Origin of the sequence: Streptomyces sp. NPDC058674, from assembly GCF_042716505.1 — a bacterium.
GTDB lineage: Bacteria > Actinomycetota > Actinomycetes > Streptomycetales > Streptomycetaceae > Streptomyces.
The window spans coordinates 30,813-51,727 of the sequence record NZ_JBHXSC010000037.1; the positions used below are offsets into that span (position 1 = coordinate 30,813).

The following is a 20,915-nucleotide window of genomic DNA, read 5'->3' on the forward strand; positions in this document are numbered from 1 at the left end:
GGGAACGTAGGCCCGCCTCCTCGGGCCGACAAGACGTCCACGCGTGAGCAATACGAGCAAAACCCCAGCTCAGGGCAGGGGCGTCAGTTCGACCGGGAAGCCGTTGAGCACGGCGGTGCCCGACAGCCGGTCCAGCCGGCTGCCGTCGAGCAGCTGGTTGACGTTCACCCCCGGCTCGGCGGCGGCGACCGAGAGCCGGGAACCGGCGCGGTCGTGGCCCCAGCCGTGCGGCAGGCTCACGACTCCGGTCCGGACGGAGTCGGTGACCTCGACGGGCACCTCCAGACTGCCCCCGTCGGCGGTGATCCGGGCCCGCGCTCCGTCGGTCAGGCCCAGCCGCTCCGCGTCCTGGGGGTGGACGTGCAGGGTGCAGCGGTTGGAACCCCCGACGAGGGCCGGGACGTTGTGCAGCCAGCTGTTGTTGGACCGCAGGTGGCGGCGGCCCACGAGCACCAGGGCGGCGGGGCGTTCGGCAAGGGCCGCGCGCAGCCGGGGCAGCTCGGCCGCGATCGGTTCCGGCAGCAGCTCGATCCTGCCGCTGCGGGTCTTCAGCACGCCCGGCAGCCTCGGCCGCAGCGGGCCCAGGTCGACGCCGTGCGGGTTCTGCCGGAGGTCGTCGAGGGTGAGGTCGTACGGTCCCGTGCGCAGCATCATGTCGAGCCGCCGCTCGGGGCCGGCGCTGCCCGACAGCGAACGGGCCTGCGCCTGGGGGTCGCTGCCGAACAGGGGTGAGCGGGGGTCGGTGACGGCGCGGGCGAGGGTGTCGGCGACGACCCGTTCGTCGACGGCCTCGGGCGGGGCCCCGTGCAGCCCCGACACGGCGAGGATCAGGCGCGCGTGGATCTCGCACTCGTCCATCCGGCCCTCCTCCAACGGGACGGCGGCGGGTGAGTAGCGGGCCTGGTTGCGCACGGCGAAGCCGTTGAAGGCGAAGTCGAAGTGCGCGCTCTGGGCGGGCGGCGGCGGGGGCAGCACGACGTGCGCGCGGCGTGAGGTCTCGTTGAGGTAGGGGTCGACGGAGATCATGAAGTCGAGGCCGGCCAGCGCGCGGTCGAGCCGGTTGCCGTCGGGCGCGGACAGGACGGGGTTGGCTGCGATGGCGAGCAGCACCCGGATGCGCCCCTCGCCCGGGGTCTCGATCTCTTCCGCGAGTGCGGCGAGCGGGAGTTCGCCCTTGGCCTCGGGATGGCCGCTGACCCGGCTGGACCAGCGGCCGAGGGCGAATCCCCTCCCGGGGCCGGCCGGCCGGGGCGCGCCGGAGGTGGCGGAGAGCGGGAAGAGGGCTCCGCCGGGCCGGTCGAGGTTCCCGGTGAGGATGTTCAGTACGTCGACCAGCCAGCTGGCCAGGGTGCCGTACTCGACGGTGCAGCTGCCGATGCGCCCGTAGACGGCGGCGGTGGGCGCGGCGGCGAGTTCGCGGGCGAGGGTGCGGATCTCGCCGGCCGGGAGGTCGCAGGCGGGTGCCACGGCCTCGGGTGTGAAACGTGCGAGCGCGTCCCCGAGTTCCGCGAGGCCGTCGGTGATGTCCTCGAGCACGCCGGGGGCGGTGAGCTTCTCGGCGACGAGGGTGTGCGCGAGTGCTGCGAGCAGCAGCGCGTCGCTGCCCGGACGGGGGGCGAGGTGGCGGTCGGCGAGCCGGGCGGTACGGGTGCGGCGGGGATCGACGACGACCAGGGTGCCGCCTCGGGCCCGCAGGGCCTTGAGCCGGCCGGGGAAGTCGGGGGCGGTGCACAGGGAGCCGTTGGATTCGACCGGGTTCGCGCCGAGGAGCAGGAGGAAGTCGGTGCGGTCCAGGTCGGGGACCGGGATGGCGAAGGGGTCGCCGAAGAGCAGCCCGCTGGACACGTGCTTGGGCATCTGGTCGAGGGTGCTGGCGGTGAAGAGGTTGCGGGTGCCGAGCGCCTTGAGGAGCAGCGGCGGGTAGAGCGCGCCGGCCATGGTGTGGACGTTGGGGTTTCCCAGGACGACTCCGGCGGCCTGGGCGCCGTGTTCGGCCAGGAGGGCGGGGACGGCGGCGGCGATGTCGTCGTAGGCCTCCTCCCAGGTGGCTTCCCGGAGCCGGCCGTCGCGGCGGACGAGGGGGGCCCGCAGTCGGTCGGGGTCGGCGTCGAGCGCTCCGAAGGCGGCGCCCTTGGGACAGATGAAGCCGTGGCTGAAGACGTCCTCGCGGTCGCCGCGGGCGCCGGTGACGGCGGTGCCTTCGATGGTGAGGGTGAGGCCGCACGTGGCTTCACACAGGGGGCAGATGCGCAGGGCGGTGCGGGGCATGGGCCCTCCAGGGGCGGCAGGCTGCGGCACGGGCACGCGGGCGGACCCGAGCATACCGACCGGTAGGCACGGTGGGGAGGGGGTTGCGGCGACGAGGGTGCGGCGGGGGCGGGCGCCGCATGCGCGAGGTGGCCGGCGCGGCGGTCGGCGTGCGGGCGGTGCGGCCGGGAGGTGCCGCCGGCGTACGGCGGTTGGCTGACGGTGTACGCGGGGGCGGCAGGAGTACGGACGGGCTGACGGACCGGTCGGCTACGGCCGGGGGCGGTCCAGGACGCGTGCGAGGTAGGCGTGCATCATGGCGCGGGTCTCGGCCACGATGTCGGGGTCCCCGGCCGGGTCCCCTCGGAAGGCGAGCTGGATGAGCGCGTCCGTGGCCTCGACGGCGACGAGGACCGCGCGGCCCAGGGCGGCGTCGGGGGTCAGCCGCAGGTGTGCGCACAGCAGCTCGGTGAGGCGGACGGCGACGAGGTTGTTGGGGTCGGACTCCGGTCCCTCCGACGGGGGCGCGGGCACGCCGAAGTCGACCAGCGCGAAGCCCGGAACGCTGCGCTTCATGGCCAGGTACTCGTCCAGCACCGCGTCCACCACGGGCTGCCAGGGGGCGGCGGGGAGGACGGCGAGGCGGTCCGCGATGCCGTCCGCGTAGCGGTCCAGGTTCCGGTGGGCGAGGGCGATGGCCATGGCCCGCTTGTTGCCGAAGAAGCGGTAGACGGAGCCGATCGGCACGCCGGCGCGCAGGGCGACCGCGCGGGTGCTGAGGTTCTCGTATCCGGTCTCGTCCAGCAGCTCGGCGCACGCGTCGAGGATCCGGGCGAGCCGGTCGGCGCTGCGCTGCTGGACGGGGGCACGACGCAGGGAGTGGGCGGGGGGCACGGGGTCCATCATGCCGCTCCTGGTTCTATCCGTGCGGCCGGGGCCTCAGTTCAGCAGGAGGCTCAGTCCCCCGATGGTGTAAGTGATCATCAGCGCGAGCAGCGGCAGTTGGCCGGCGACCGCTTTCGCGGGAGGGAAGAGCCGCACGGAGCGGTCGTGCGCGGCGACGACGCCGAGGACGTGGCCGGTGACGACGGCGACGACCTGGAGGGTGGCGAGGCCGCCCGGACCCAGGGGCGGGGCGGATGCGGGGGCGTTGTCAGTGCCGAGTGCCATGCTTACCGTGCGTGGTCCTTCGACTACCAGGAGGGAGAAGTAGTGGGCGATGAGATAGCCGAGTGCGATCGGTACGAGTGAGTGCGCGAAGGCGGTCAGCGGGCCGGGGTGCGGACCGCTGACGAGTCGGGTGGCCGCCGCGCAGAGGCAGTACAGGGTGGCGACGAGGGCGACGGAGGCGAGGAGTCCGAGCGTGGCCGTGGGGGTGCGGCCGAGGGGGGAGGTCTGTAGGGCGTTGATCCACGAGGGGTTGTCGGAGAAGCCGTCGTAGGCGGTGGAGCCGAGCAGGACGCAGACGGTGGCGACGAGGCCGGGCCGCTCGGGCGTCGCGTCGAGTCCGTGGAAGGGGTTGCGGAGGGCGAGGCGGCCGTCGCTGCGGCGGCCGAGGGGGGAGAGCCGGGCCAGGAGGGCGGAGTAGGCCTCGAAGGCGTCTCCGCTGTCGAACCAGCGCTCGCCGAAGCGGGCGGCGAGGAGGAGGTGGGTGGTGGCGTAGGCGGCGAGGGCGATGAGGAGGGTGGTGGTCGAGGCGGGTTCGGGCGCGGCGAGTTCGAGCCAGGTGAAGGCGAACAGCCCGGCGGCGGCGGGCCATTGGCCCAGTCGGGCGGGAAGGGGGCGGTCTGGGTCACGGCGGCGCACGGCGCGGGTGAGCAGGCGGTGCAGGGTGCGGAGCGGGTTGAGCAGGCGCCAGACGGGGCCGAGGAGGAGGGAGGCGGGGACGAGTCCGACCCAGAGCAGGACGTAGACGGCGCCGGGAGCGGGATTGCGGGCGGGGTCGTCGGGGCCGAGGAGGAGGTGCAGGAGGACGGCGAGCGCGGCGGCGAGCCCGAGTCCGCGCAGGACGGTACGGGTGGCCGGCGCGTCGGCCGCCCCCTGGAGGGCGGCGGGCAGGGCGGTCCCGGAGCGGTTGCCGCGGAAGCGGGAGGTGGACCAGAGCAGGCCGAGCGCGAGGAAGGAGACGAACAGTGCGGTGAAGGCGCCGGCGAAGGCGTAGAAGGGGGAGATCGGCAGGTCGTGCTGGGAGCCGATCCCGTGCGCGAGTGCGGTGAGCGGATCGGCCGGGTGAAGGACCACGCCTCGGCCGCTGCCAACCACGTCGCCGGGAACGCCCGCGAACCCTCCGGGGCTCACCACGAGCCCGCCGCGGCCGGAGCGGGAGCGGGACGCTCGACCGGGGCCGGGGCCGGGGCCGGGGCCGGGGCCGGAGGCACGAGCGCGGGCCGAGTCGAGGCCGGGGCCGCCAGGGCTGCGGGTGCGGGTCTGGTGGGGAACCCGGTGCGGGACGGGTGCCGGGAGGCGCTCATCGCACGAGGAGCTGGGTCAGGACGAGGCCGGACGTGTGGGTCTCGACCTCGAAGAGACCCGTACGGTCGACCGTCAGGACCAGGATGGCCTCCCGGCCGGCGGGCAGGGCGAGTTCCTTGTCGTAGCCGTGGACGTGCAGGGTGTCCGCGCGGTCGCTGGTGACGCGCAGGGCAACGCGTTCGCCGCGCCTCAGCTCGGTGCGCGCGGGGGCGGGGCTCACCCTGCCGTCCCGCACCGTGACGGTGACCGTGCGGTCTGCCTGCTCCGGGGTCGGCTGCGGGGCCGGTCCGGGGTCGCGGCCCGGGGGCGGCGGGGTGGCGTCGTGCCCGTGTCCGCCACCCGGCCCGCCCTCGGCGGCGGTGAGCGGGGTCGTGGCCTGGACGGGTTTGCCGGACACCGCCCAGGCGGTGTGGTCGTCGGCGTAGAGCCGGACGGTCAGGGTGTGCGTGCCCGTGGGGACCTGTGCGGCGGGCAGGTGGAACCAGGGGCCGTACAGCCGTGCCAGTTTGCGGCCGTCGAGCTCCAGGTGGGCGTGGCCGGCGCCCGGGAGTGCGGCGCCGCCGGTGCTGTCGGGGGTGAAGCGGAAGTCCTCCACCGTCACCTGGAGGTTCCATCCGTCCTCGGAGTCCGGGCGGGCGGCGAGCCCGACCTTGGGCGCACCCCCGGCCGGGACTTCCCGGAGCCGGTGGCCGGCGCCGTCATCGGCGGCGAGCAGCGTGCCGGCGCTGCCGGACGCCTGCTCGTGGGTGGTGCCGGGCTTGTGGTGGGTGGTGGCCCGCCCGCCGCAGCCGGCCACGGCGCCGCCCGCGAGGAGCAGGAGGAGGGTGACCAGGGCGGCGGTCCGGGTGGACCGGCGGCGTTTCCCGGGTGCGCGGGGCGGCGTACGGCAGGCGTCACACCGCATCGGTTCGGCGGCGCTCCCGCCGACGACGGGGCTCACCGGGCGGCGCCGGCGACGCGGCGGGCCGGACGGGCCGCGGAGCCCGCGGCGGGGCGGGTCACGGGGTGCCGTCCGTGTCCGTGCGGCCGGCGTGGGGGTCGGCGGCCGTCCCGCGGCCGACCGGTGAGGCGCCGGGCGCAGGGGGGCCTGCTGGGGCGGAGTCGGGCGCCGGGGGGTTGGTCGGGGTGCGGTCGGCTGCTGCGGGGGCGGCCGGGACCAAGGCGGGGTCGTTCGCCGGGGCGTCGTCGGGGCTCGGGGGGTGGGCCGGGCCGCCCGCGGGGCGGGCGGAAGCCACCGCGGCCCACAGGACCCAGACCACGGCGGTCAGGGCGCGTACCCAGGCGGGGCTCAGAGGGGTCCAGGGGATCATCAGGACCGCCTTGTCGAAGGCGTCCAGCAGGGTGAGCCCGGCCAACAGCAGGGTCAGGCGGGCCAGCCAGGGCCGCTCGGCGCGCAGCGCCAGACCCGTGCCCGCCCACCAGAGGCCGAGCAGCAGGAGCGCGAAGGCCGGGACGGGGGTGGACTCCAGCGGCATCGTGGAGCCGGCCACGTCCAGGACCAGCCCGGCCAGGCCCAGCAGCGAGGCGGCCGTGCCCAGCCGGGAGCCGCGCAGCCGGCGCCGCCACAAGATCCCGCCGACGAGCAGCAGGACCGCCGCCACGGCCAGCGCGACCTGGGTCTCCACGCGCTCCGGGCCGCGCGCGCCGTACCAGTCGCAGCCGGCCGGGAGCTTGCGCGCCTGGACGCTGTAGTCGGCGCAGACGAGGAGCTGGACCAGCTTCACCGGCTCGCCGACCAGCCGCGCGGAGGCCCCCGTCAGCTCGCCGCGGGCGGCGCCGCACTGCGGGAGCGTGCCCGGGGTGGAGCCGTCGGGACCGTCCTGCCAGCAGTTGCCGCGCCCCTGGCCGTCCCACCAGACGTCCATGCCGTTGGGCCGGGCGGCGCCGGACCTGTCCTTGCCCAGGACGTTGGAGGCGTACCGGTTGTGGTGCGAGGTGTCGGTCTGCTTCGACCACGCCTCCTCACCCCGGATGAACGCGGGGACGGCGCTGAGGAAGAAGCCCGCCCGCCGGTGCCCGTACACCCAGTTGTTCTCGTAGAGGTTCCAGTTGCCGCCCGCGGTGATGATGCCGGTCCCCGGCGGCATGGAGATCTGCGGGCAGACCACGCCCCGCTCGTAGCCCCGCTCGACGGGCGGCTTGGCGCAGGTGCCGTCGGCGACGTACCGGTAGTAGTCCTGGTTGTTGTCGTGGATGAGGTTCCGCTCGAACTTGGCGTGGTTCTGCGGGAGTCCGGGGTGGCCGGGGAAGGCGCTGTCCATCGAGGCGCCGCCCATGTTCTGGTCGAACTCGTTGTCGTGCACCCAGACCGAGTCGCCCGCGGTGCCGGAGTAGCCGACCATGTTGTGGTGGCTGCGGCAGCCGGTGATCTCGATGGAGTAGCGGGGGACTTCGTAGCCGCGGCCGTTGTTGATGTCGGAGGCGCTGCCGGGGTAGATCCCGGAGTCGCCGTTCCCGTACGACTCGCAGTTCTTGTACAGCCCGTGGTCGCTGGCGAAGGTCAGGAAGCCGTACTCGTCGTTCCAGCGGGTCAGCACGTCGTCGATGACGAAGCCGTCGCCCGCGAGGACGTACAGCGAGTTGAAGGTGGTGCGCTGGGCGGTGAAGTTGCGGAAGTAGATGCCGTTGGACCTGTCGGCGCGGATGGCGTTCAGCTTCTGGTACTTGGCATCGACGACCACGTCGAGGCGGGAGGCGCCGGTGCCCTCGATCTGGAGGTTCGTCTTGCCTAGGATCGCGACGAGGTTCTGGTTGTGCCGGCACTGCGCCTGCTGCTCGTAGCTGAGGATCTGGTAGCCGAGCGAGGAGTCGGGCGCCTTCAGCGCGGCGCACTCGCCCGTCGGCTTCGGGAGGGAGGGCTCCTCCTCGTAGAGGCCGGGGAGGATCGCGATGTTCATCCCGGGCCGGTCGACGTCGTCGACGGCCTCTTGGAGGTGGCGGTAGCCGCTCTTCTCGCACCGCTCGTAGAGGGCCAGATTGCGTCGGCGCAACTCCTCCGGGAAGCCGGATATGCGGCGCTCGAACGCGGGCCGGTCCGTCTTGCAGACCACCAGGTCCGGCTCCGCCGCGCGGTACGCGGGTACGGAGCCGGTGCCGTCGGGGAGCGCGACGGGGCGCTCCTCGTGCGCTCGGGCGGCGGGCGCGGCGGCGAGGAGGGTCAGGAGGGCGAGGAGGGCGGCGAGGAGCGCCGCCGGTACGGCAGGGAGCCTGCGGGTCCACGACATGCGCGAGAGAGTAGAGCAATGTTCACCTTTTCGGATCCCCCTGCGCGGGAATCCCTTGCGGGACCGTTCGGGCTCCCTGGCGGGGGCATGCGGGATTCCCTGGCGGGAGCGTGCGGGATTCCCTGGCGGGGGCCTTGCGTGACCCCGCGGCGGGACCGGGTGCGCGACTCCGTGGCGGCGCGTGTGGAATCTCTGCGGTGGCGCGCGCCGGGAGGGGTGGGCGACGCACGCCGGCGCCGATCGGGACCGGGCCGCACCGGCGGGGCCGTCCACGGCGGCGCCCGCCGTGGCACATGGCGGCAGGGCCCTCGCCGGTGCGCCGGGCCCCGCACGCGGGCAGGACCGGGACAGAGTGTGGAGCGGCGCACGGGACGGAGCCGAAGGCGACTCGGACGGCATGCAGGCGGACCCCCGGCACGGCGCGCAGGGCGGACCCGGGGCCGACCCCCGGGGCCGACCCCCGGGGCCGACCCCCGGGGCGGAACAGGCCGGCGCGCAGGGCGGCGCCGGGGGGCGGCTCGCCGGGTGGTGTGGGCGTTGGCCGGGAGTTGGCGTTGACGTGGGGGGCGGGGAATCCTACTGTCACCCATAGGATTCCTTCGGAGGAGCGGGAGCGGCACATGAGCGAGCAGTCCGGCAGCGAGCAGGCCAGGAAGACGGCGGAGGCCCTGGAGTACCTGGGCGGCTTCGGCAACGAGCACAGCTCGGAGGCCGTCCCTGGCGCCCTGCCCCACGGCCGGAACTCGCCCCAGCGCGCACCGCTGGGCCTCTACGCCGAGCAGCTCAGCGGCAGCGCCTTCACCGAGCCGCGCCGCGCCAACCGCCGGTCCTGGCTGTACCGGATCCGCCCCTCGGCCGCGCACCCGCCCTTCACCCGGACCGACAACGGCGCCCTGCGCACCGCTCCGTTCACCGACGCCCCGGCGGACCCGAACCGGCTGCGCTGGAACCCGCTGCCCGACCCGGCCCCCGGCACCGACTTCCTGGCCGGCCTGTGGACCCTCGGCGGCAACGGCGACGCGGCCCAGCGCACGGGCATGGCGATCCACCTCTACGCCGCCAACGCCTCCATGACGGACCGGGTGTTCAGCGACTCCGACGGCGAGCTGCTGATCGTCCCCGAGCGCGGCGGCCTGCTCCTGCGGACCGAGTTCGGCCTGCTCGCCGCCCGCCCGGGCGATGTGGCCCTCATCCCCCGCGGCGTGCGCTTCCGCGTCGAGCTGCTCGACGCGGACGCCCGCGGCTACGTCTGCGAGAACTACGGGCAGCCCTTCGAGCTGCCGGACCTGGGCCCGATCGGCGCCAACGGCCTCGCCGCCGCCCGCGACTTCCGGGCCCCGGTGGCGGCCTACGAGGACGTCGACCGCCCGACCGAGGTGGTCAACAAGTTCTGCGGCAACCTGTGGTCGGCGACCTACGACCACTCCCCGCTCGACGTCGTCGCCTGGCACGGCAACCACGTCCCGTACGTCTACGATCTGCACCGCTTCAACGTCATCGGCTCGATCAGCTACGACCACCCCGACCCGTCGATCTTCACCGTCCTGACCTCGCCCTCCGACACCCCGGGCCTGGCGGGCGTGGACTTCGTGGTGTTCGCCCCGCGCTGGCTGGTCGGCGAGGACACCTTCCGCCCGCCCTACTTCCACCGCAACGTGATGAGCGAGTACATGGGCCTGGTCGAGGGAGCCTACGACGCCAAGGCCGAGGGGTTCGTACCCGGCGGCGGCTCGCTCCACAACATGATGTCCGCGCACGGCCCGGACCGGGAGACCTTCGACCGGGCGAGCAACGCCGAGCTGAAGCCGCAGAAGATCGACGACGGCCTGGCCTTCATGTTCGAGACCCGCTGGCCGATCACCGCCACCGCGCAGGCGGCCGGCGCGGACCACCTCCAGCGGGGCTACGACGACGTGTGGGAGGGTCTGCAGCGCCACTTCCGCGCCTGACCCGCACTGCGTACGCTCGCCTGCGCCTGCGTCCGCGCCTGCCGCCGCACCCCACCCCGTCCAGCCGTACGGAGAACCACCCGTGACCGCCTTCGCCCCCGACTCGCTGGTGCTGAACCGGAAGCTCCCGCTCTGGTACCAGGTATCGCAGTCGCTGCGCGCCTCGATACTCGGGCGCACCCCGGACGCCTCGCTGCGCCTGCCCACCGAGGAGCAGCTGGCCGGTCACTACGGGGTGAGCGTGCTGACCATGCGGCAGGCCCTCAAGGAGCTGGAGGGCGAGGGGCTGATCAGCCGGCACCGGCGGCGCGGCACCTTCATCGAGCCGGGTGCGAAGCGCGGCGCCCCGGTACGCCTGCTGGGCTCGGTCGACGCGATCGTGGCCCAGCAGTCGGGGGACCGCACGACGATCCTCGGCCACGGGCGCACGGCCGTGTCTGGGGAGCTGCTGGAGCACTTCCCGGACACGGCCGAGGTGGTCACCTACCGCCGGCTGCGCCACGACCGGGAGACCGGCGAGCCGACCAACTGGGCGGAGAACGCGGTCCTCCCGGAGTTCGCAGCCGCGGTGGAGCCGGCCGACCTCGAGCGGTGGCCGATGACCAAGGTGCTGCGGGACGTCGCGGGGGTGCGCATCAGCCGGATCACCGACACGATCGAGGCGCGGCTCGCGGACCCGGAGACGGCCGAGCTGCTCCAGGTCCCGCTGCTCAGCCCGATCCTGCACTACACGGGTGTGACGTACGACGAGGACGGCCGGGTCGTCGACGTGGCGCGGATCCGCTACCGCGGGGACCGCTTCTCCTTCAGCGTGACGGTCGACGCGCACTGACCGGCGGCGGCCGCGAGCCGGCCGCCCCGAACGGTCCGCGAGCCGCGAGCCGCGAGCCGGCCGCGGCCGGACCGACGCTACTGCGCGTCGTCCTCGGCGGTGCGCTCGCCCTCCGCCTGGGACGGGGTGGTGCGCGTCGTCTGGGGGTGCCGCTGGTCGCGCTGCGCCTGGTCCATGTCCTCGTCGAGCCGCTCGCCCTCGGCCTGCGACGGAGTCGAGTATTCGTCGTACTGACTCATGAACGTCTCCTCGATTGATACCGCCGATACCGCGCATATGCGTACACAAGGAGCGTAACGCTTCGGCCTGGACGCAGCCCGGCCGTCGGGCGCCGTCGCTACCATCGGCGGCGTGAGCGACGACGTACCGCTGCTGGACGATCTGATGCCCTGGGCCGTGGACGGCCTGCGCCTCGGCCGGGACTGGGTGGCCGCACCCGACGCCGCGTCCCTGCGCGCCCGCTGGGCGGCCCTGGCCGGGGCCGAAGGTGCGGACCGCGAGCGGCTGTTCCGCCCGAGCCGCAGCCGTACGCCGGCCGCCGGGGCCGCGGCCCTGCCGGGGCAGCGTTCGGTGACGGCCCGGTTCGCCGACACCCCCGGCCCCTGCCCGGACCCCGTACGGGTGCTGCGCGCCCCCTTCGACGAACAGTGGCTGCTGCCCGACCAGCGGGTGATCGACACGGCGCGCCCGGAGCTCTGGCGGGTGCGGGACGGGCACCAGCTCTTCGTGGTCGAGACCCCGGAGCCGCTGGTCAGCGCGTACCTGCCGGCCGGGCGGCTCGGCCGGGTCCGCCCGCTGCACCGGCGCCCCGGTGGCGCCGAGCCGAACCTCGCTCCCGGCCTGCTGTCCCTGCTGGGCGCGCGCCACGGCGGCCGGGCCACCCCCGAGGACGTCCTGTGCTGGGTCCTCGCGGCGGGACGCCCCGGACCCCGGGGGTACGAGGTTCCCCTCCCCGCCGACCCGGACCGGTGGCGGGCCGGGCTCGCGCTGGGACACCGACTGCTCGGCGTCCACGTGCGCGGGGTGCGCGGCGGCGAGCCGCCCCGGCTGCCCGGCGGGAGCCGCCCCTACGTCCGCTCGGCCGTCGCGGGCTGGCCGGACGGACTGACGTACGACGCGGGGACCGGGACGCTGGGTCTGGGCGGGGGGACCGTCTCGCCCGTCCCGCCAGCGGTCTGGGAGTACGAGGTCCAGGGGGTCCGGGTGCTGGAGTCCTGGTTCGCCGCGCGGACCGCGCACCGCGCGCCCGGGGCCGACGGGCTGGAGGCGATGGGACCGGCCGAGTGGCCGCAGGCCTGGACCTCGGAGCTGCTCGGGCTGGTCACGACCTTGGCGCTGCTGGCCGATCTGGCCCCGGAGCGGGCCGCGTTCGAGCCGGGCGCGGCGCTGTCCGCGGCCGAGCTGCGGGCGGCCGGGGTGCTGCCGCCGCCCCGCTGGACACGCCGCCCGGCCTCGGTACTGGACCACCGGGAGGAGGGCCCAGGCGGCCAGTTCGCCCTCCTCTAGGAGAACCCCGCCCGGAGCCCGCAACGGCGGCGCAGGGCCACCCGTGGCGCGCGGTCCTAGTCGCCGCCCCAGGCCGCCAGCAGCCGCTCCACCGTGCGCTCGAAGACGGCGGCCAGGTCCGGCCCGGCCTCGGTGATCGGGGCGGCTCCGCCCGTGAGGGCCGCGGTCAGCCGCGGGTACTCCCCCGAGGCCAGGCGCGAGCCCAGCCAGGCCTGGCGGGCGTCCTGCTCCGCGGCCGCGCTCCAGGGCAGCGACCTGGCCCGTTCGGCCAGGGCCAGTTCGCTGCCCGCGAAGGCCGCCACCGAGCTGTTGAGCGCCGCGACGAGCTCCAGCTTCGCGCCGTCCGGAGCGTCCAGCGGCTCCAGGCAGTCCAGGCTGTGCTCCAGGTAGCGCAGGGCGTTGGGGCTGAAGCCGTGGACCGGGCTGAGCAGCCGGGGCAGCCACGGGTGGCGGTGCATCAGCTCCCGCGCCTGGCGGGCCAGGTCCATCAGGTCGGCCCGCCAGTCGCCGGTCGGCGGACGGAGGTCGTACTCGCCGCTGACCGCGTCGACCATCAGCTCGTACAGGTCCTCCTTGCGCGGCACGTAGTTGTACAGGGACATCGTCCCGGCGCCGATCCCGGCGGCCACGCGCCGCATGGAGACGGCCTCGATCCCCTCCGCGTCGGCGATCCGCACCGCCTCGGCGGCGATCGACTCGCGGCTGTGCGCGGGCCTCGGCCCGCGGCCGGCCCGCTGCGGGCGGGCCCAGATCACTTCGGGTTCAGCGGGTCGCCCGCCGGTTGCCATCGCTCGGATCACCTCGTCCTTGTCGCCACCATCTTAGTTACGTACGACGTACGTAGTGCGGTAGGGTGCCGCACATGACAACTACGTACGCCGTACTGAGTGAAGGTCTGGAGAAGGACTACGGGAAGGTCCGCGCCCTGCGCGGCCTCGACCTGGCCGTGCGCGCTGGCACGGTCTGCGGCCTCCTGGGGCCCAACGGCGCGGGCAAGACCACCGCCGTGCGGGTCCTCACCACCCTGACCGCCCCCACCGGCGGCCGCGCCTGCGTCGCCGGCTACGACGTCGCCCGCCGGCCCGCGGCGGTCCGCCGGGCCATCGGCGTCACCGGCCAGTACGCCTCGGTGGACGGGGACCTGACCGGCCGGGAGAACCTGCGGCTCTTCGCCCGGCTCGCCGGACTGCGCGGCTCCGCGGTGCGGGCCCGCGCCGACGAGCTGCTGGAGCGCTTCGGTCTCGCCGGAGCCGCCGACCGGACGGCGGGCACCTGGTCCGGCGGCATGCGCCGGCGCCTCGACCTCGCCGCCGGGCTGATCACCCGCCCCCGGGTGCTCTTCCTCGACGAGCCCACCACCGGGCTCGACCCGGGGGCCCGCGAGCACATCTGGACGGCGGTCCGGGCGCTGGCCGGGGAGGGCACGACCGTGCTGCTCACCACCCAGTACCTGGAGGAGGCCGACCGGCTCGCCGACGACATCGTGGTCGTCGACAGCGGCCGGGCCGCCGCCACCGGCACCCCGGCCGAGCTCAAGGCCCGGATCGGCGCCCGCGCCGAGGTCCACGTCACCGCGCGCGAGGCGGTCGCGGGAGCCGCGGCCGTACTCGACCGGCTCACCGGCAGCCGCCCCGTGCCGGACGAGGAGCGGCTCACCGTCGGGGTGACGGTGCTCGACGCCGGGCTGACCCTGCCCCGGATCATCCGCGCGCTCGACACCGCCGGGGTCCCGGTCAGCGACGCGAGCCTGCGCCCGCCCACCCTCGACGAGGTGTTCCTGCGCCTCACCCGCCCCACCGCCCACACCGTCGGGGACCGGCCCCCCGAAGGTCCGCCGCTCGGGAGCCCGCGCACCGGGGACGAGAAGGAGCACGCCGCATGAGCACCCTGCTGTACGACGGCGGCGCCGTCCTGACCCGTCAGCTCCAGAAGGCCCGGCACGCCCCGGCCCTGCTGATCCTCACGCAGACCATGCCGATCACCATGCTGCTCTTCTTCGGGTACGTCTTCGGCAGCGCGCTCGCCATGCCGGGCTCCGACTACCGCTCGTTCCTGGTGCCCGGCCTCCTCGCCGCCACCGCGGCCAACGGCCTGATGACCGGGCTGTTCACGGCCGCGCAGGACGCCCACCGCGGGGTGATGGACCGCTTCCGGACCCTGCCGATGAGCCGCGGCGCCGTACCGCTCGGACAGACGGCGGCCGACCTGCTGACCACGGCCGTGTCGATGGTCCCGCTCATGCTGGTGGGAGTGGCGATGGGATGGCGGATCGAGCGCGGCCTGCCCGGGGCGCTCGGGGCGCTGGGGGTGCTGCTGCTCTTCCGCTTCGCCACCGCGTGGGCGGGCACCTACCTGGGTCTGCTGAGCAGGAACGAGGAGGCCGCCGGCCAGCTGGGCGGCGCGACCTTCGTGCTGCCGATGCTGTCCAGCGCCTACCTGCCGACCGCCGGGCTGCCCGGGTGGCTGCGCACGGTCGCCGAGTGGAACCCGATCAGCGCCGTGGCCACCGCCGTGCGCGCGCTGTGCGGCAACCCGGGCGCCGAGGCCGGGGCGGGCGCCGCCTGGCCCGCCGACCACCCCGTCGCCGCCGCACTGCTCTGGTCGGTCCTGCTGCTCGCGGTCTTCGTACCGCTCGCGTCCCGGCGGTTCGCCCGGGGTGCGACGGGCTGAGGGCACGGAGGAAGCGGAAGGGGGGCGGGGGGCCGCGGGGGCCGGGGGTGACAGGGTGGGGTCCCGCGGGATAGGCATCGGTGTCATGGACACCGACAGCGCAGCAGCACCCGAGCCCCTCCCCCTCGCCGGCGTCACCGTCGTCGCCGTCGAACAGGCCGTCTCGGCCCCCTTCGCCACCCGCCAGCTCGCCGACCTCGGCGCCCGGGTCGTCAAGGTCGAGCGGCCCGACGGCGGCGACTTCGCGCGCGCCTACGACACCGCCGCCCACGGCCTCGCCTCGCACTTCGTGTGGGCCAACCGCGGCAAGGAGTCGATCGCGCTCGACCTGAAGGACCCGCGCGGGCTGGAGGTGCTGCACGGGCTGCTGGCGGGCGCCGACGTCTTCGTGCAGAACCTGGCCCAGGGGGCCGCCGCCCGCCTCGGCCTCGACTCGGCCGCGCTGTGCGGGCGCTACCCGCGGCTGGTCGCCGTCGACGTGTCCGGCTACGGCGCCGAGGGCCCGTACGCCCACAAGCGCGCCTACGACATGCTCGTGCAGTGCGAGGCGGGGCTGGTGTCGGTGACCGGCACTCCCGCGCAGCCGGTCAAGGCGGGCATCCCGGCCGCGGACATCGCGGCGGCCATGTACGCCTTCTCGGGGGTGCTCGCCGCCCTCCTGCGGCGCGGCGTCACGGGCCGCGGGGGCAGGGTGGAGGTGTCCATGCTGGACGCCCTCGCCGAGTGGATGGGGCATCCGCTGCACCACACGATGCACGGTGGGGAGCAGCCCGTGCGCACCGGCCTCGCCCACGCGGTGATCGCGCCCTACGACGCCTACGCGACGGCGGACGGGGACGGTGTGCTGCTCTCGGTGCAGAACGACCGGGAATGGCGGCGGCTGGCGCAACAGGTACTGGACAGGCCGGAGTTGGCGGACGATCCGCGATACGCGACGAACGCGGCGCGCACCGCCAACCGGGCGGGGACCGACGCGGCGGTGGCCGAGGCCCTGGGCCGGCTGGGATCGGACGAGGCGATCGAGCGCCTGGACGCCGCGGGCATCGCCTGCGCGCGGCTGAACTCGGTGGCCCAGCTGGCCGGTCATCCGCAGTTGGCGGCGCGGGACCGCTGGCGGGAGGTGGCGTCGCCCGTCGGGCCGCTGCGGGCCCTGCTTCCGCCGATCGGGCTGCCGGGAGGCGCGGCACCGCACATGGGTGCGGTGCCCGCGCTCGGCGAGCACACCGAAGCCCTCCTGCGCGCCTTGGGGATGACGGGCGCGCGGATCACGGAACTGCGCCGGGACGGTGTGGTCGCGTAGGGCCGGGGAGCCGGGAGCCCTGGGGCGAACGGCTTGCGGTAGGGGGACGGTTTACGAGCGGCGGCTGCCGAAGAGCGTGCGACGCAGGCGGCGCAGCGGCGCGAAGAGCGAGACGCGCGCGCTCCGGCTCCGCAGGCGGTGCGTGTGGTCGCGCGAGGTGAGCTCGCGCATCAGCAGCGTCGCCTCGGCGGCCTCGCGGTGCGGGACGGCAGGGCCGCCCAGCACGGCGAGGTGGCGGTCGAGGCGCGAGCTGGTCGCGTTGCTGCCGCAGCTGATGGCAGGCACGCGAGGCGGCCTGCTGCGCATTGCTATCTGTTCCATGTCTCTCCCCACCCGTACGAGGGCACCCGGCCCGGGCAGGTTAACCCTATCGCCCCCGCGTCGCGCTCGGGTATCCCGGTGGTGTGAATTACCCCTGCGGTTACGGGGAGTTGACGATTACTCAGTGGAGTCGACCGTCACTCTCCGCACAGGGAAGCCCGGTTGCCCGCCCCGCGGGCACGCTCCGTCGCGAGTCCCGCACGACGGGGTCCACTTCGCGCCCCCTGCGCTAACTTGGAGTGATCATCCAGTGACGCATGGACGCACATGGGGGGTCACGTGAGGGGCAACGCGGGTGACGGAGAAGGGGAATCGGGCACCGGGCGTGTCGTCTCGGGCCGCTACCGGCTGCTGGAGCCGCTCGGCCACGGAGCGGCGGGCATCGTGTGGCGGGCCCGGGACGAGGTGCTGGCCCGCGACGTGGCGGTCCGGGAGGTGCGGGCCCCGGCCGGCCTGGACCCGGCCGAGGTGCAGCGGGTGTACCGCCGGCTGGAGCGGGAGGCCTGGGCCGCGGCGCGGGTCTCGCACCGCGGGGTGGCCGGCGTCCACGACGTGGCCTCCGAGGACGGCCGCCCCTGGGTCGTGATGGAGCTGGTCCGCGGCCCCTCGCTGGCCGATGTGCTGGCGGCCGAGGGGCCGATGCCCCCGCGGGGGGCCGCGTACATCGGGGAGCAGGTGCTGGCGGCGCTGCGCTCCGCGCACGATGCGGGGGTGCTGCACCGGGACGTCAGGCCCGCCACCGTGCTCCTCGCCAACGACGGCCGGGTGGTGCTGAGGGATCTCGGCATCGCGGGCCTGCCGGGGCCGTCTTCCGTCATCCTCGCCGGGGAGGTGGCCGGGTCCCCCGAATTCACGGCACCTGAAAGGGTGTTGGGTCACGAGCCGGGGCCCGGCTGCGACCTGTGGTCACTCGGGGTGGTGCTGTACGCGGCCGTCGAGGGGGTCTCGCCCTTCCGGCGGGCCACCCCGGCGGACACCCTGCGGGCGGTGGTGGAGGAGGAGGCGCCGCCGCCGCGCCGGGCCGGAGCCCTGGCGCCCCTGCTGGAGGGGCTGCTGCGGAAGGACCCGGCCGACCGCCCGGCACCGGCGGAGGCGGCCCGGATGCTGCGGCTGGTGGGCGCGGGGGGCGCCGTACGGAGCTCCGGCGGACCGGGGTCGGGACCGGAGGTGGCCGCGCCGGCCGGACCGGCCCGCTCACGGCGGGAGCCGCAGGACGACCGGCCGGGTGCGTCCGGCCCTGCGGGGGCCGCGGCGCCCGCGGGGCCTCCGGAGCCGCGCGCAGGGGACGCGGGCGCCCGGCGCGAGGGCAGGGCCGGGCTGGTGCTGGGCGCCGGGATCGCGGTGCTGCTGCTGGCACTGGCCGCCCTGGGGTGGCTGCTGCTGCGCGACGGCGGGTCCGGGGGCTCGGAGGGTCGACGGCCGGCCCGGGTGGAGGGGGTCGTGGCGGGAGCGGGCAGCTCCCCGACCCGCCCCTGAGGCGTCTGCGACGGGCCCGCGGCGCACGGGGAGGGGAGGGGGCCCCGGCGGGGCGGGGCCCCCTCCCCCGGCACGGCCGGTAGGCCGGCGCCGCGGCGGGCGGCGCCGGCCGTCCGTCAGGCGGCGCCGCCCTGCCGTCCGTCAGGCGGCGCTGGTGAAGACGGGCAGGTAACCGCCGGACTGTCCGGCGGCGGTGGGGTGGTAGGACTCGCCGATGTTGAGCCAGTTGACACTGTGCAGCCACGGACTGCTGGAGCAGATCTCATGGCCGGTGAAGGCGCCGGCGACCGAGGCGAAGGCGAAGCCGTGGTCGGCGGCGCGCTTGGCGATGGCCGCGTTCAGGTGGTCGGATGCGCCGTTGATGGCGGAGCGCTCGCCCTCGGTCAGGCCGGTGACGCACGAGCCGTTGAGCTTGTAGAAGCGGGGGTAGCCGAGCACGACGACGCGGGCGCCCGGTGCACGGCTGTCGATGGCGTTGTAGACCTGGTCGAGCAGGCCCGGGAGGGTGGAGGTGACGTAGGCCTTGGCCTGGTTGACGCGGTTGACGCAGGTGGACTCGGACTGGAGCACACAGGTCGTCATGACGTCGGCGAAGCCGGCGTCGTTGCCGCCGATGGTGACGGAGACGAGGTCGGTGCCGGCGTTGAGCGGCCCGAGCTGGTTGGCGAGGAGGTCGCCGGTACGGGCGCCGGAGCAGGCGACGAAGGAGAAGCTCTGCGGGGCGTGGGCGGCGGCCCACAGGGCGGGGTAGGCGCGGGTCGTGCGCTTGCAGTCGCCGCTCGCGGCGTCGTAGTTGCCGGCGCCGACGCCGGAGGAGTACGAGTCGCCGAGTGCGACGTAGCCGAAGTCGGCCTGGGCGGCGGACGCCTGGCCGGCGCCGAACAGGGCCGCGCACGCGGCGAGTAACAGGGCGGAGGAAAGGGCGGCGAGACGGGACGACCTCGTGCTCATGTATGCGGCTCCTAGTGGGGGGTTACTCCTGAGTCCGTGGTACAAGGAACCCGGCCCCACCGGAAGTGTTCATGCCAAGAACTTTCAGCACAGGATCGTGCTTCGAACCTTCACCCGCGGTGCGTTTGAAGAGGGAATCCGGCCACCCGATCCGGCGGAACACGCGTGCACGCGGGCACTTCGTGCCGGATCATGGGCGCCATGCCAGCCAACCCGCATGACGCGCTGCCGATCAGGCTCAACGTCGACGACAGCGACTCGCCGTCGGACGTGGTCGACGCGCTGTTCCTCGGCCGGTTCGCCTCCGGTGAGCAGCCCTTCTCGCACAGCGTGTCGATCGACCGGGTGAAGGCGGGGGCCAGCCTGCTGCCGCCCGGGGCCGCCGTGTTGCGCTCGGCCCGCGACAGCGACCGCAGCGCCATCCTCGCGGAGGGCGAGGGGTGGACCGTGCTCGTCTCACGCTGGAGCCGGGGCGCGGACGTGACGGTGACGGCGGTCAGCGACGAACTGGCCTCCAGCGTGCTCGGCGAGGCCACGGAGGGGGTGCGGGACGACCCCGAACCCCAGCCCGAGAACGTCACGATGGGCTTCTGGTACGTCTCCCCGCGCCGCGGACCGTACCGGACGACCCGCCAGATCGCGGCCGGCACCTGGGCCGAGGTCCGGCCGAACTACACGGCGCCGGTGGCCGGGGCGATGGACCGGCTGATGAAGGTGACCCCGGACGACATCGCGGGGCGGCTGCTGCTGCTCCACGGCCCGCCCGGCACCGGCAAGACCTCCGCGCTGCGCACGCTGGCGCGCTCGTGGCGGGACTGGTGTCAGGTGGACTGCGTCCTGGACCCGGAGCGGCTGTTCAACGACGTGGGCTACCTGATGGACATCGCGATCGGCGAGGACGAGGGCACCGCGAAGGGCCGCTGGCGGCTGCTGCTGCTGGAGGACTGCGACGAGCTGATCCGCGGCGAGGCCCGGCACACGGCGGGCCAGGCGCTGTCCCGGTTGCTGAACCTGACGGACGGCCTGCTGGGGCAGGGCCGCAACGTCCTGGTGGGCGTCACGACCAACGAGGATCTGGAGCGCCTGCACCCCGCGGTGGTCCGGCCGGGCCGCTGCCTGGCCCGCATCGAGGTCGGACGGCTGACCCACCGGGAGGCGGTGGACTGGCTCGGCACGGACGAGGGCGTGTCCCGCGAGGGCGCCAGCCTGGCCGAGCTCTTCGCCCTGCGCCGCGGCACGGGCCCGGCGGCCGTACTGCCGCCGCAGCCGCACACGGCGGAGGCGGGGCTCTACCTCTAGCCTCCGGCGGGCACCGGGACCGGACCACGGCCGAACCCCCGGCCGCCGCCCTGCTGCCCGCCGCCCGCGGCTCGTACCCGGCGGGAGGCGGCCCCGCGTACGGGCGGCACCCGGCGGTCCGGCCAGGCGTCCGCCGCCCTGCTGCCCGCCGCCCGCGGCTCGTACCCAACAGGGGCGGTCCCGCGTACGGGTGGCACCCGGGGGCCCGTCCGGGCGGGCGGGGCCCGCGGCCTAGCCGCCGTTCGCGTACCGCGCGCGCAGGGCCTCCGTCGCGGCCGACAGGGCCTGCGCGCGCGTGAGGCCCAGCCGGTGGGCCCGGTCCGCGTAGGCCTGGGCGGCCGCCGCGGCCTCCCGGGCCGGCCCCTCCCCCGACGCCGCGACGAACGTCCCGTTGCGGCCCCGCGTCTCGATCACCCCGTCCGCCTCCAGCGCCCGGTACGCCTTCGCCACGGTGTTGGCGGCGAGACCCAGCTCCTCCGCCAGCCCCCGCACGGTCGGCAGCTTGAAGCCCGCCGGCAGCTTCCCCGACCTGGCCCGGTCCGCGATCTGCGCGCGCAGCTGTTCGTACGGGGCGGCCGAGCCGGCCGAGCCGTCGATGGCGATCTTGAGGTTCGTCGAGGTCACGCGGCTGATTCTCCCCCATCGGCGGTTAATTGGGAGGCGCTGCA

Annotated in this window: 18 protein-coding genes; 8 read left to right on the top strand and 10 right to left on the bottom strand. The window is 75.1% G+C overall.

The window, feature by feature from the left end:
• Positions 1-69: 69 nt before the first annotated feature.
• The 5 genes from ACFWU6_RS20000 to ACFWU6_RS20020 form a co-directional block, all read right to left on the bottom strand.
• Positions 70-2,268, bottom strand: coding sequence for a molybdopterin oxidoreductase family protein (locus tag ACFWU6_RS20000; protein ID WP_383808768.1), 2,199 nt, complete (start codon positions 2,266-2,268; stop codon positions 70-72).
• 249 nt (positions 2,269-2,517) lie between these two features.
• Positions 2,518-3,150, bottom strand: a complete 633-nt coding sequence (locus tag ACFWU6_RS20005; RefSeq protein ID WP_383808766.1) for a TetR family transcriptional regulator — start codon at positions 3,148-3,150, stop codon at positions 2,518-2,520.
• A gap of 36 nt (positions 3,151-3,186) precedes the next feature.
• Complete coding sequence (locus tag ACFWU6_RS20010; protein ID WP_383808763.1) at positions 3,187-4,488, bottom strand: hypothetical protein; 1,302 nt, start codon at positions 4,486-4,488, stop codon at positions 3,187-3,189.
• 226 nt (positions 4,489-4,714) lie between these two features.
• Complete coding sequence (locus tag ACFWU6_RS20015; protein WP_383982271.1) at positions 4,715-5,623, bottom strand: hypothetical protein; 909 nt, start codon at positions 5,621-5,623, stop codon at positions 4,715-4,717.
• Positions 5,624-5,717: 94 nt separating this feature from the next.
• On the bottom strand, positions 5,718-7,943 hold the full coding sequence (locus ACFWU6_RS20020; RefSeq protein WP_383982242.1) for a right-handed parallel beta-helix repeat-containing protein: 2,226 nt from the start codon (positions 7,941-7,943) through the stop codon (positions 5,718-5,720).
• A gap of 620 nt (positions 7,944-8,563) precedes the next feature.
• Here ACFWU6_RS20020 and hmgA point away from each other — a divergent pair.
• On the top strand, positions 8,564-9,892 hold the full coding sequence (hmgA, locus tag ACFWU6_RS20025; RefSeq protein ID WP_383982244.1) for a homogentisate 1,2-dioxygenase: 1,329 nt from the start codon (positions 8,564-8,566) through the stop codon (positions 9,890-9,892).
• Positions 9,893-9,974: 82 nt separating this feature from the next.
• The gene (locus ACFWU6_RS20030; protein ID WP_383808752.1) at positions 9,975-10,724 is read left to right on the top strand and encodes a GntR family transcriptional regulator; all 750 of its coding nucleotides are present in this window, start codon (positions 9,975-9,977) and stop codon (positions 10,722-10,724) included.
• 77 nt (positions 10,725-10,801) lie between these two features.
• Here ACFWU6_RS20030 and ACFWU6_RS20035 read toward each other — a convergent pair whose 3' ends face one another.
• A complete protein-coding gene (locus ACFWU6_RS20035) occupies positions 10,802-10,963 on the bottom strand; it encodes a hypothetical protein (RefSeq protein WP_383808749.1) in 162 nt (53 codons plus the stop codon).
• Between the two features lie 103 nt (positions 10,964-11,066).
• Here ACFWU6_RS20035 and ACFWU6_RS20040 point away from each other — a divergent pair, with 103 nt between their 5' ends.
• Positions 11,067-12,230 (top strand): type ISP restriction/modification enzyme, encoded by a 1,164-nt coding sequence (locus tag ACFWU6_RS20040; RefSeq protein WP_383808780.1) that lies wholly within the window; start codon positions 11,067-11,069, stop codon positions 12,228-12,230.
• 56 nt (positions 12,231-12,286) lie between these two features.
• On the opposite strand, the gene ACFWU6_RS20045 is transcribed toward ACFWU6_RS20040, so the two are convergent.
• Positions 12,287-13,018 (bottom strand): TetR/AcrR family transcriptional regulator, encoded by a 732-nt coding sequence (locus tag ACFWU6_RS20045; protein ID WP_383982246.1) that lies wholly within the window; start codon positions 13,016-13,018, stop codon positions 12,287-12,289.
• 74 nt (positions 13,019-13,092) lie between these two features.
• Here ACFWU6_RS20045 and ACFWU6_RS20050 point away from each other — a divergent pair, with 74 nt between their 5' ends.
• From ACFWU6_RS20050 to ACFWU6_RS20060, 3 genes are all read left to right on the top strand, one after another.
• Positions 13,093-14,112 carry an ATP-binding cassette domain-containing protein gene (locus ACFWU6_RS20050; protein ID WP_383808743.1) on the top strand — a complete coding sequence of 340 codons (1,020 nt, stop codon included), beginning with the start codon at positions 13,093-13,095 and terminating at the stop codon, positions 14,110-14,112.
• Positions 14,109-14,900, top strand: coding sequence for an ABC transporter permease (locus ACFWU6_RS20055; protein ID WP_383808740.1), 792 nt, complete (start codon positions 14,109-14,111; stop codon positions 14,898-14,900). Before ACFWU6_RS20050 ends, ACFWU6_RS20055 begins: the two co-directional genes overlap by 4 nt.
• Positions 14,901-14,985: 85 nt before the next feature.
• Complete coding sequence (locus tag ACFWU6_RS20060) at positions 14,986-16,200, top strand: CaiB/BaiF CoA transferase family protein (protein ID WP_383808737.1); 1,215 nt, start codon at positions 14,986-14,988, stop codon at positions 16,198-16,200.
• A 51-nt stretch (positions 16,201-16,251) separates the two neighbouring features.
• Here the strand turns inward: ACFWU6_RS20060 and ACFWU6_RS20065 are convergent, their stop codons facing one another.
• Complete coding sequence (locus ACFWU6_RS20065; protein ID WP_383982248.1) at positions 16,252-16,521, bottom strand: hypothetical protein; 270 nt, start codon at positions 16,519-16,521, stop codon at positions 16,252-16,254.
• 279 nt (positions 16,522-16,800) lie between these two features.
• Here ACFWU6_RS20065 and ACFWU6_RS20070 point away from each other — a divergent pair, with 279 nt between their 5' ends.
• Complete coding sequence (locus ACFWU6_RS20070) at positions 16,801-17,997, top strand: serine/threonine-protein kinase (RefSeq protein ID WP_383982250.1); 1,197 nt, start codon at positions 16,801-16,803, stop codon at positions 17,995-17,997.
• Positions 17,998-18,138: 141 nt separating this feature from the next.
• On the opposite strand, the gene ACFWU6_RS20075 is transcribed toward ACFWU6_RS20070, so the two are convergent.
• Positions 18,139-18,948: an SGNH/GDSL hydrolase family protein gene (locus tag ACFWU6_RS20075; RefSeq protein ID WP_383808730.1), complete on the bottom strand. Its 810-nt coding sequence runs from the start codon at positions 18,946-18,948 to the stop codon at positions 18,139-18,141.
• Positions 18,949-19,149: 201 nt separating this feature from the next.
• On the opposite strand from ACFWU6_RS20075, the gene ACFWU6_RS20080 reads away from it, so the two are divergent.
• Complete coding sequence (locus tag ACFWU6_RS20080) at positions 19,150-20,247, top strand: DUF5925 domain-containing protein (protein ID WP_383808727.1); 1,098 nt, start codon at positions 19,150-19,152, stop codon at positions 20,245-20,247.
• 231 nt (positions 20,248-20,478) lie between these two features.
• On the opposite strand, the gene ACFWU6_RS20085 is transcribed toward ACFWU6_RS20080, so the two are convergent.
• Complete coding sequence (locus ACFWU6_RS20085) at positions 20,479-20,871, bottom strand: GntR family transcriptional regulator (RefSeq protein ID WP_383982252.1); 393 nt, start codon at positions 20,869-20,871, stop codon at positions 20,479-20,481.
• Positions 20,872-20,915: the final 44 nt, after the last annotated feature.

Coding starts and splice junctions, on each gene's coding strand:
- ACFWU6_RS20045 (WP_383982246.1), bottom strand. CDS start 13,018: ATGGCAACCGGCGGGCGACCCGCTGAACCCGAAGTGATCTGGGCCCGC.
- ACFWU6_RS20075 (WP_383808730.1), bottom strand. CDS start 18,948: ATGAGCACGAGGTCGTCCCGTCTCGCCGCCCTTTCCTCCGCCCTGTTA.
- ACFWU6_RS20035 (WP_383808749.1), bottom strand. CDS start 10,963: ATGAGTCAGTACGACGAATACTCGACTCCGTCGCAGGCCGAGGGCGAG.
- ACFWU6_RS20055 (WP_383808740.1), top strand. CDS start 14,109: ATGAGCACCCTGCTGTACGACGGCGGCGCCGTCCTGACCCGTCAGCTC.
- ACFWU6_RS20060 (WP_383808737.1), top strand. CDS start 14,986: ATGGACACCGACAGCGCAGCAGCACCCGAGCCCCTCCCCCTCGCCGGC.
- ACFWU6_RS20020 (WP_383982242.1), bottom strand. CDS start 7,943: ATGTCGTGGACCCGCAGGCTCCCTGCCGTACCGGCGGCGCTCCTCGCC.
- ACFWU6_RS20000 (WP_383808768.1), bottom strand. CDS start 2,268: ATGCCCCGCACCGCCCTGCGCATCTGCCCCCTGTGTGAAGCCACGTGC.
- ACFWU6_RS20015 (WP_383982271.1), bottom strand. CDS start 5,623: ATGCGGTGTGACGCCTGCCGTACGCCGCCCCGCGCACCCGGGAAACGC.
- ACFWU6_RS20080 (WP_383808727.1), top strand. CDS start 19,150: ATGCCAGCCAACCCGCATGACGCGCTGCCGATCAGGCTCAACGTCGAC.
- hmgA (WP_383982244.1), top strand. CDS start 8,564: ATGAGCGAGCAGTCCGGCAGCGAGCAGGCCAGGAAGACGGCGGAGGCC.
- ACFWU6_RS20005 (WP_383808766.1), bottom strand. CDS start 3,150: ATGGACCCCGTGCCCCCCGCCCACTCCCTGCGTCGTGCCCCCGTCCAG.
- ACFWU6_RS20065 (WP_383982248.1), bottom strand. CDS start 16,521: ATGGAACAGATAGCAATGCGCAGCAGGCCGCCTCGCGTGCCTGCCATC.
- ACFWU6_RS20050 (WP_383808743.1), top strand. CDS start 13,093: ATGACAACTACGTACGCCGTACTGAGTGAAGGTCTGGAGAAGGACTAC.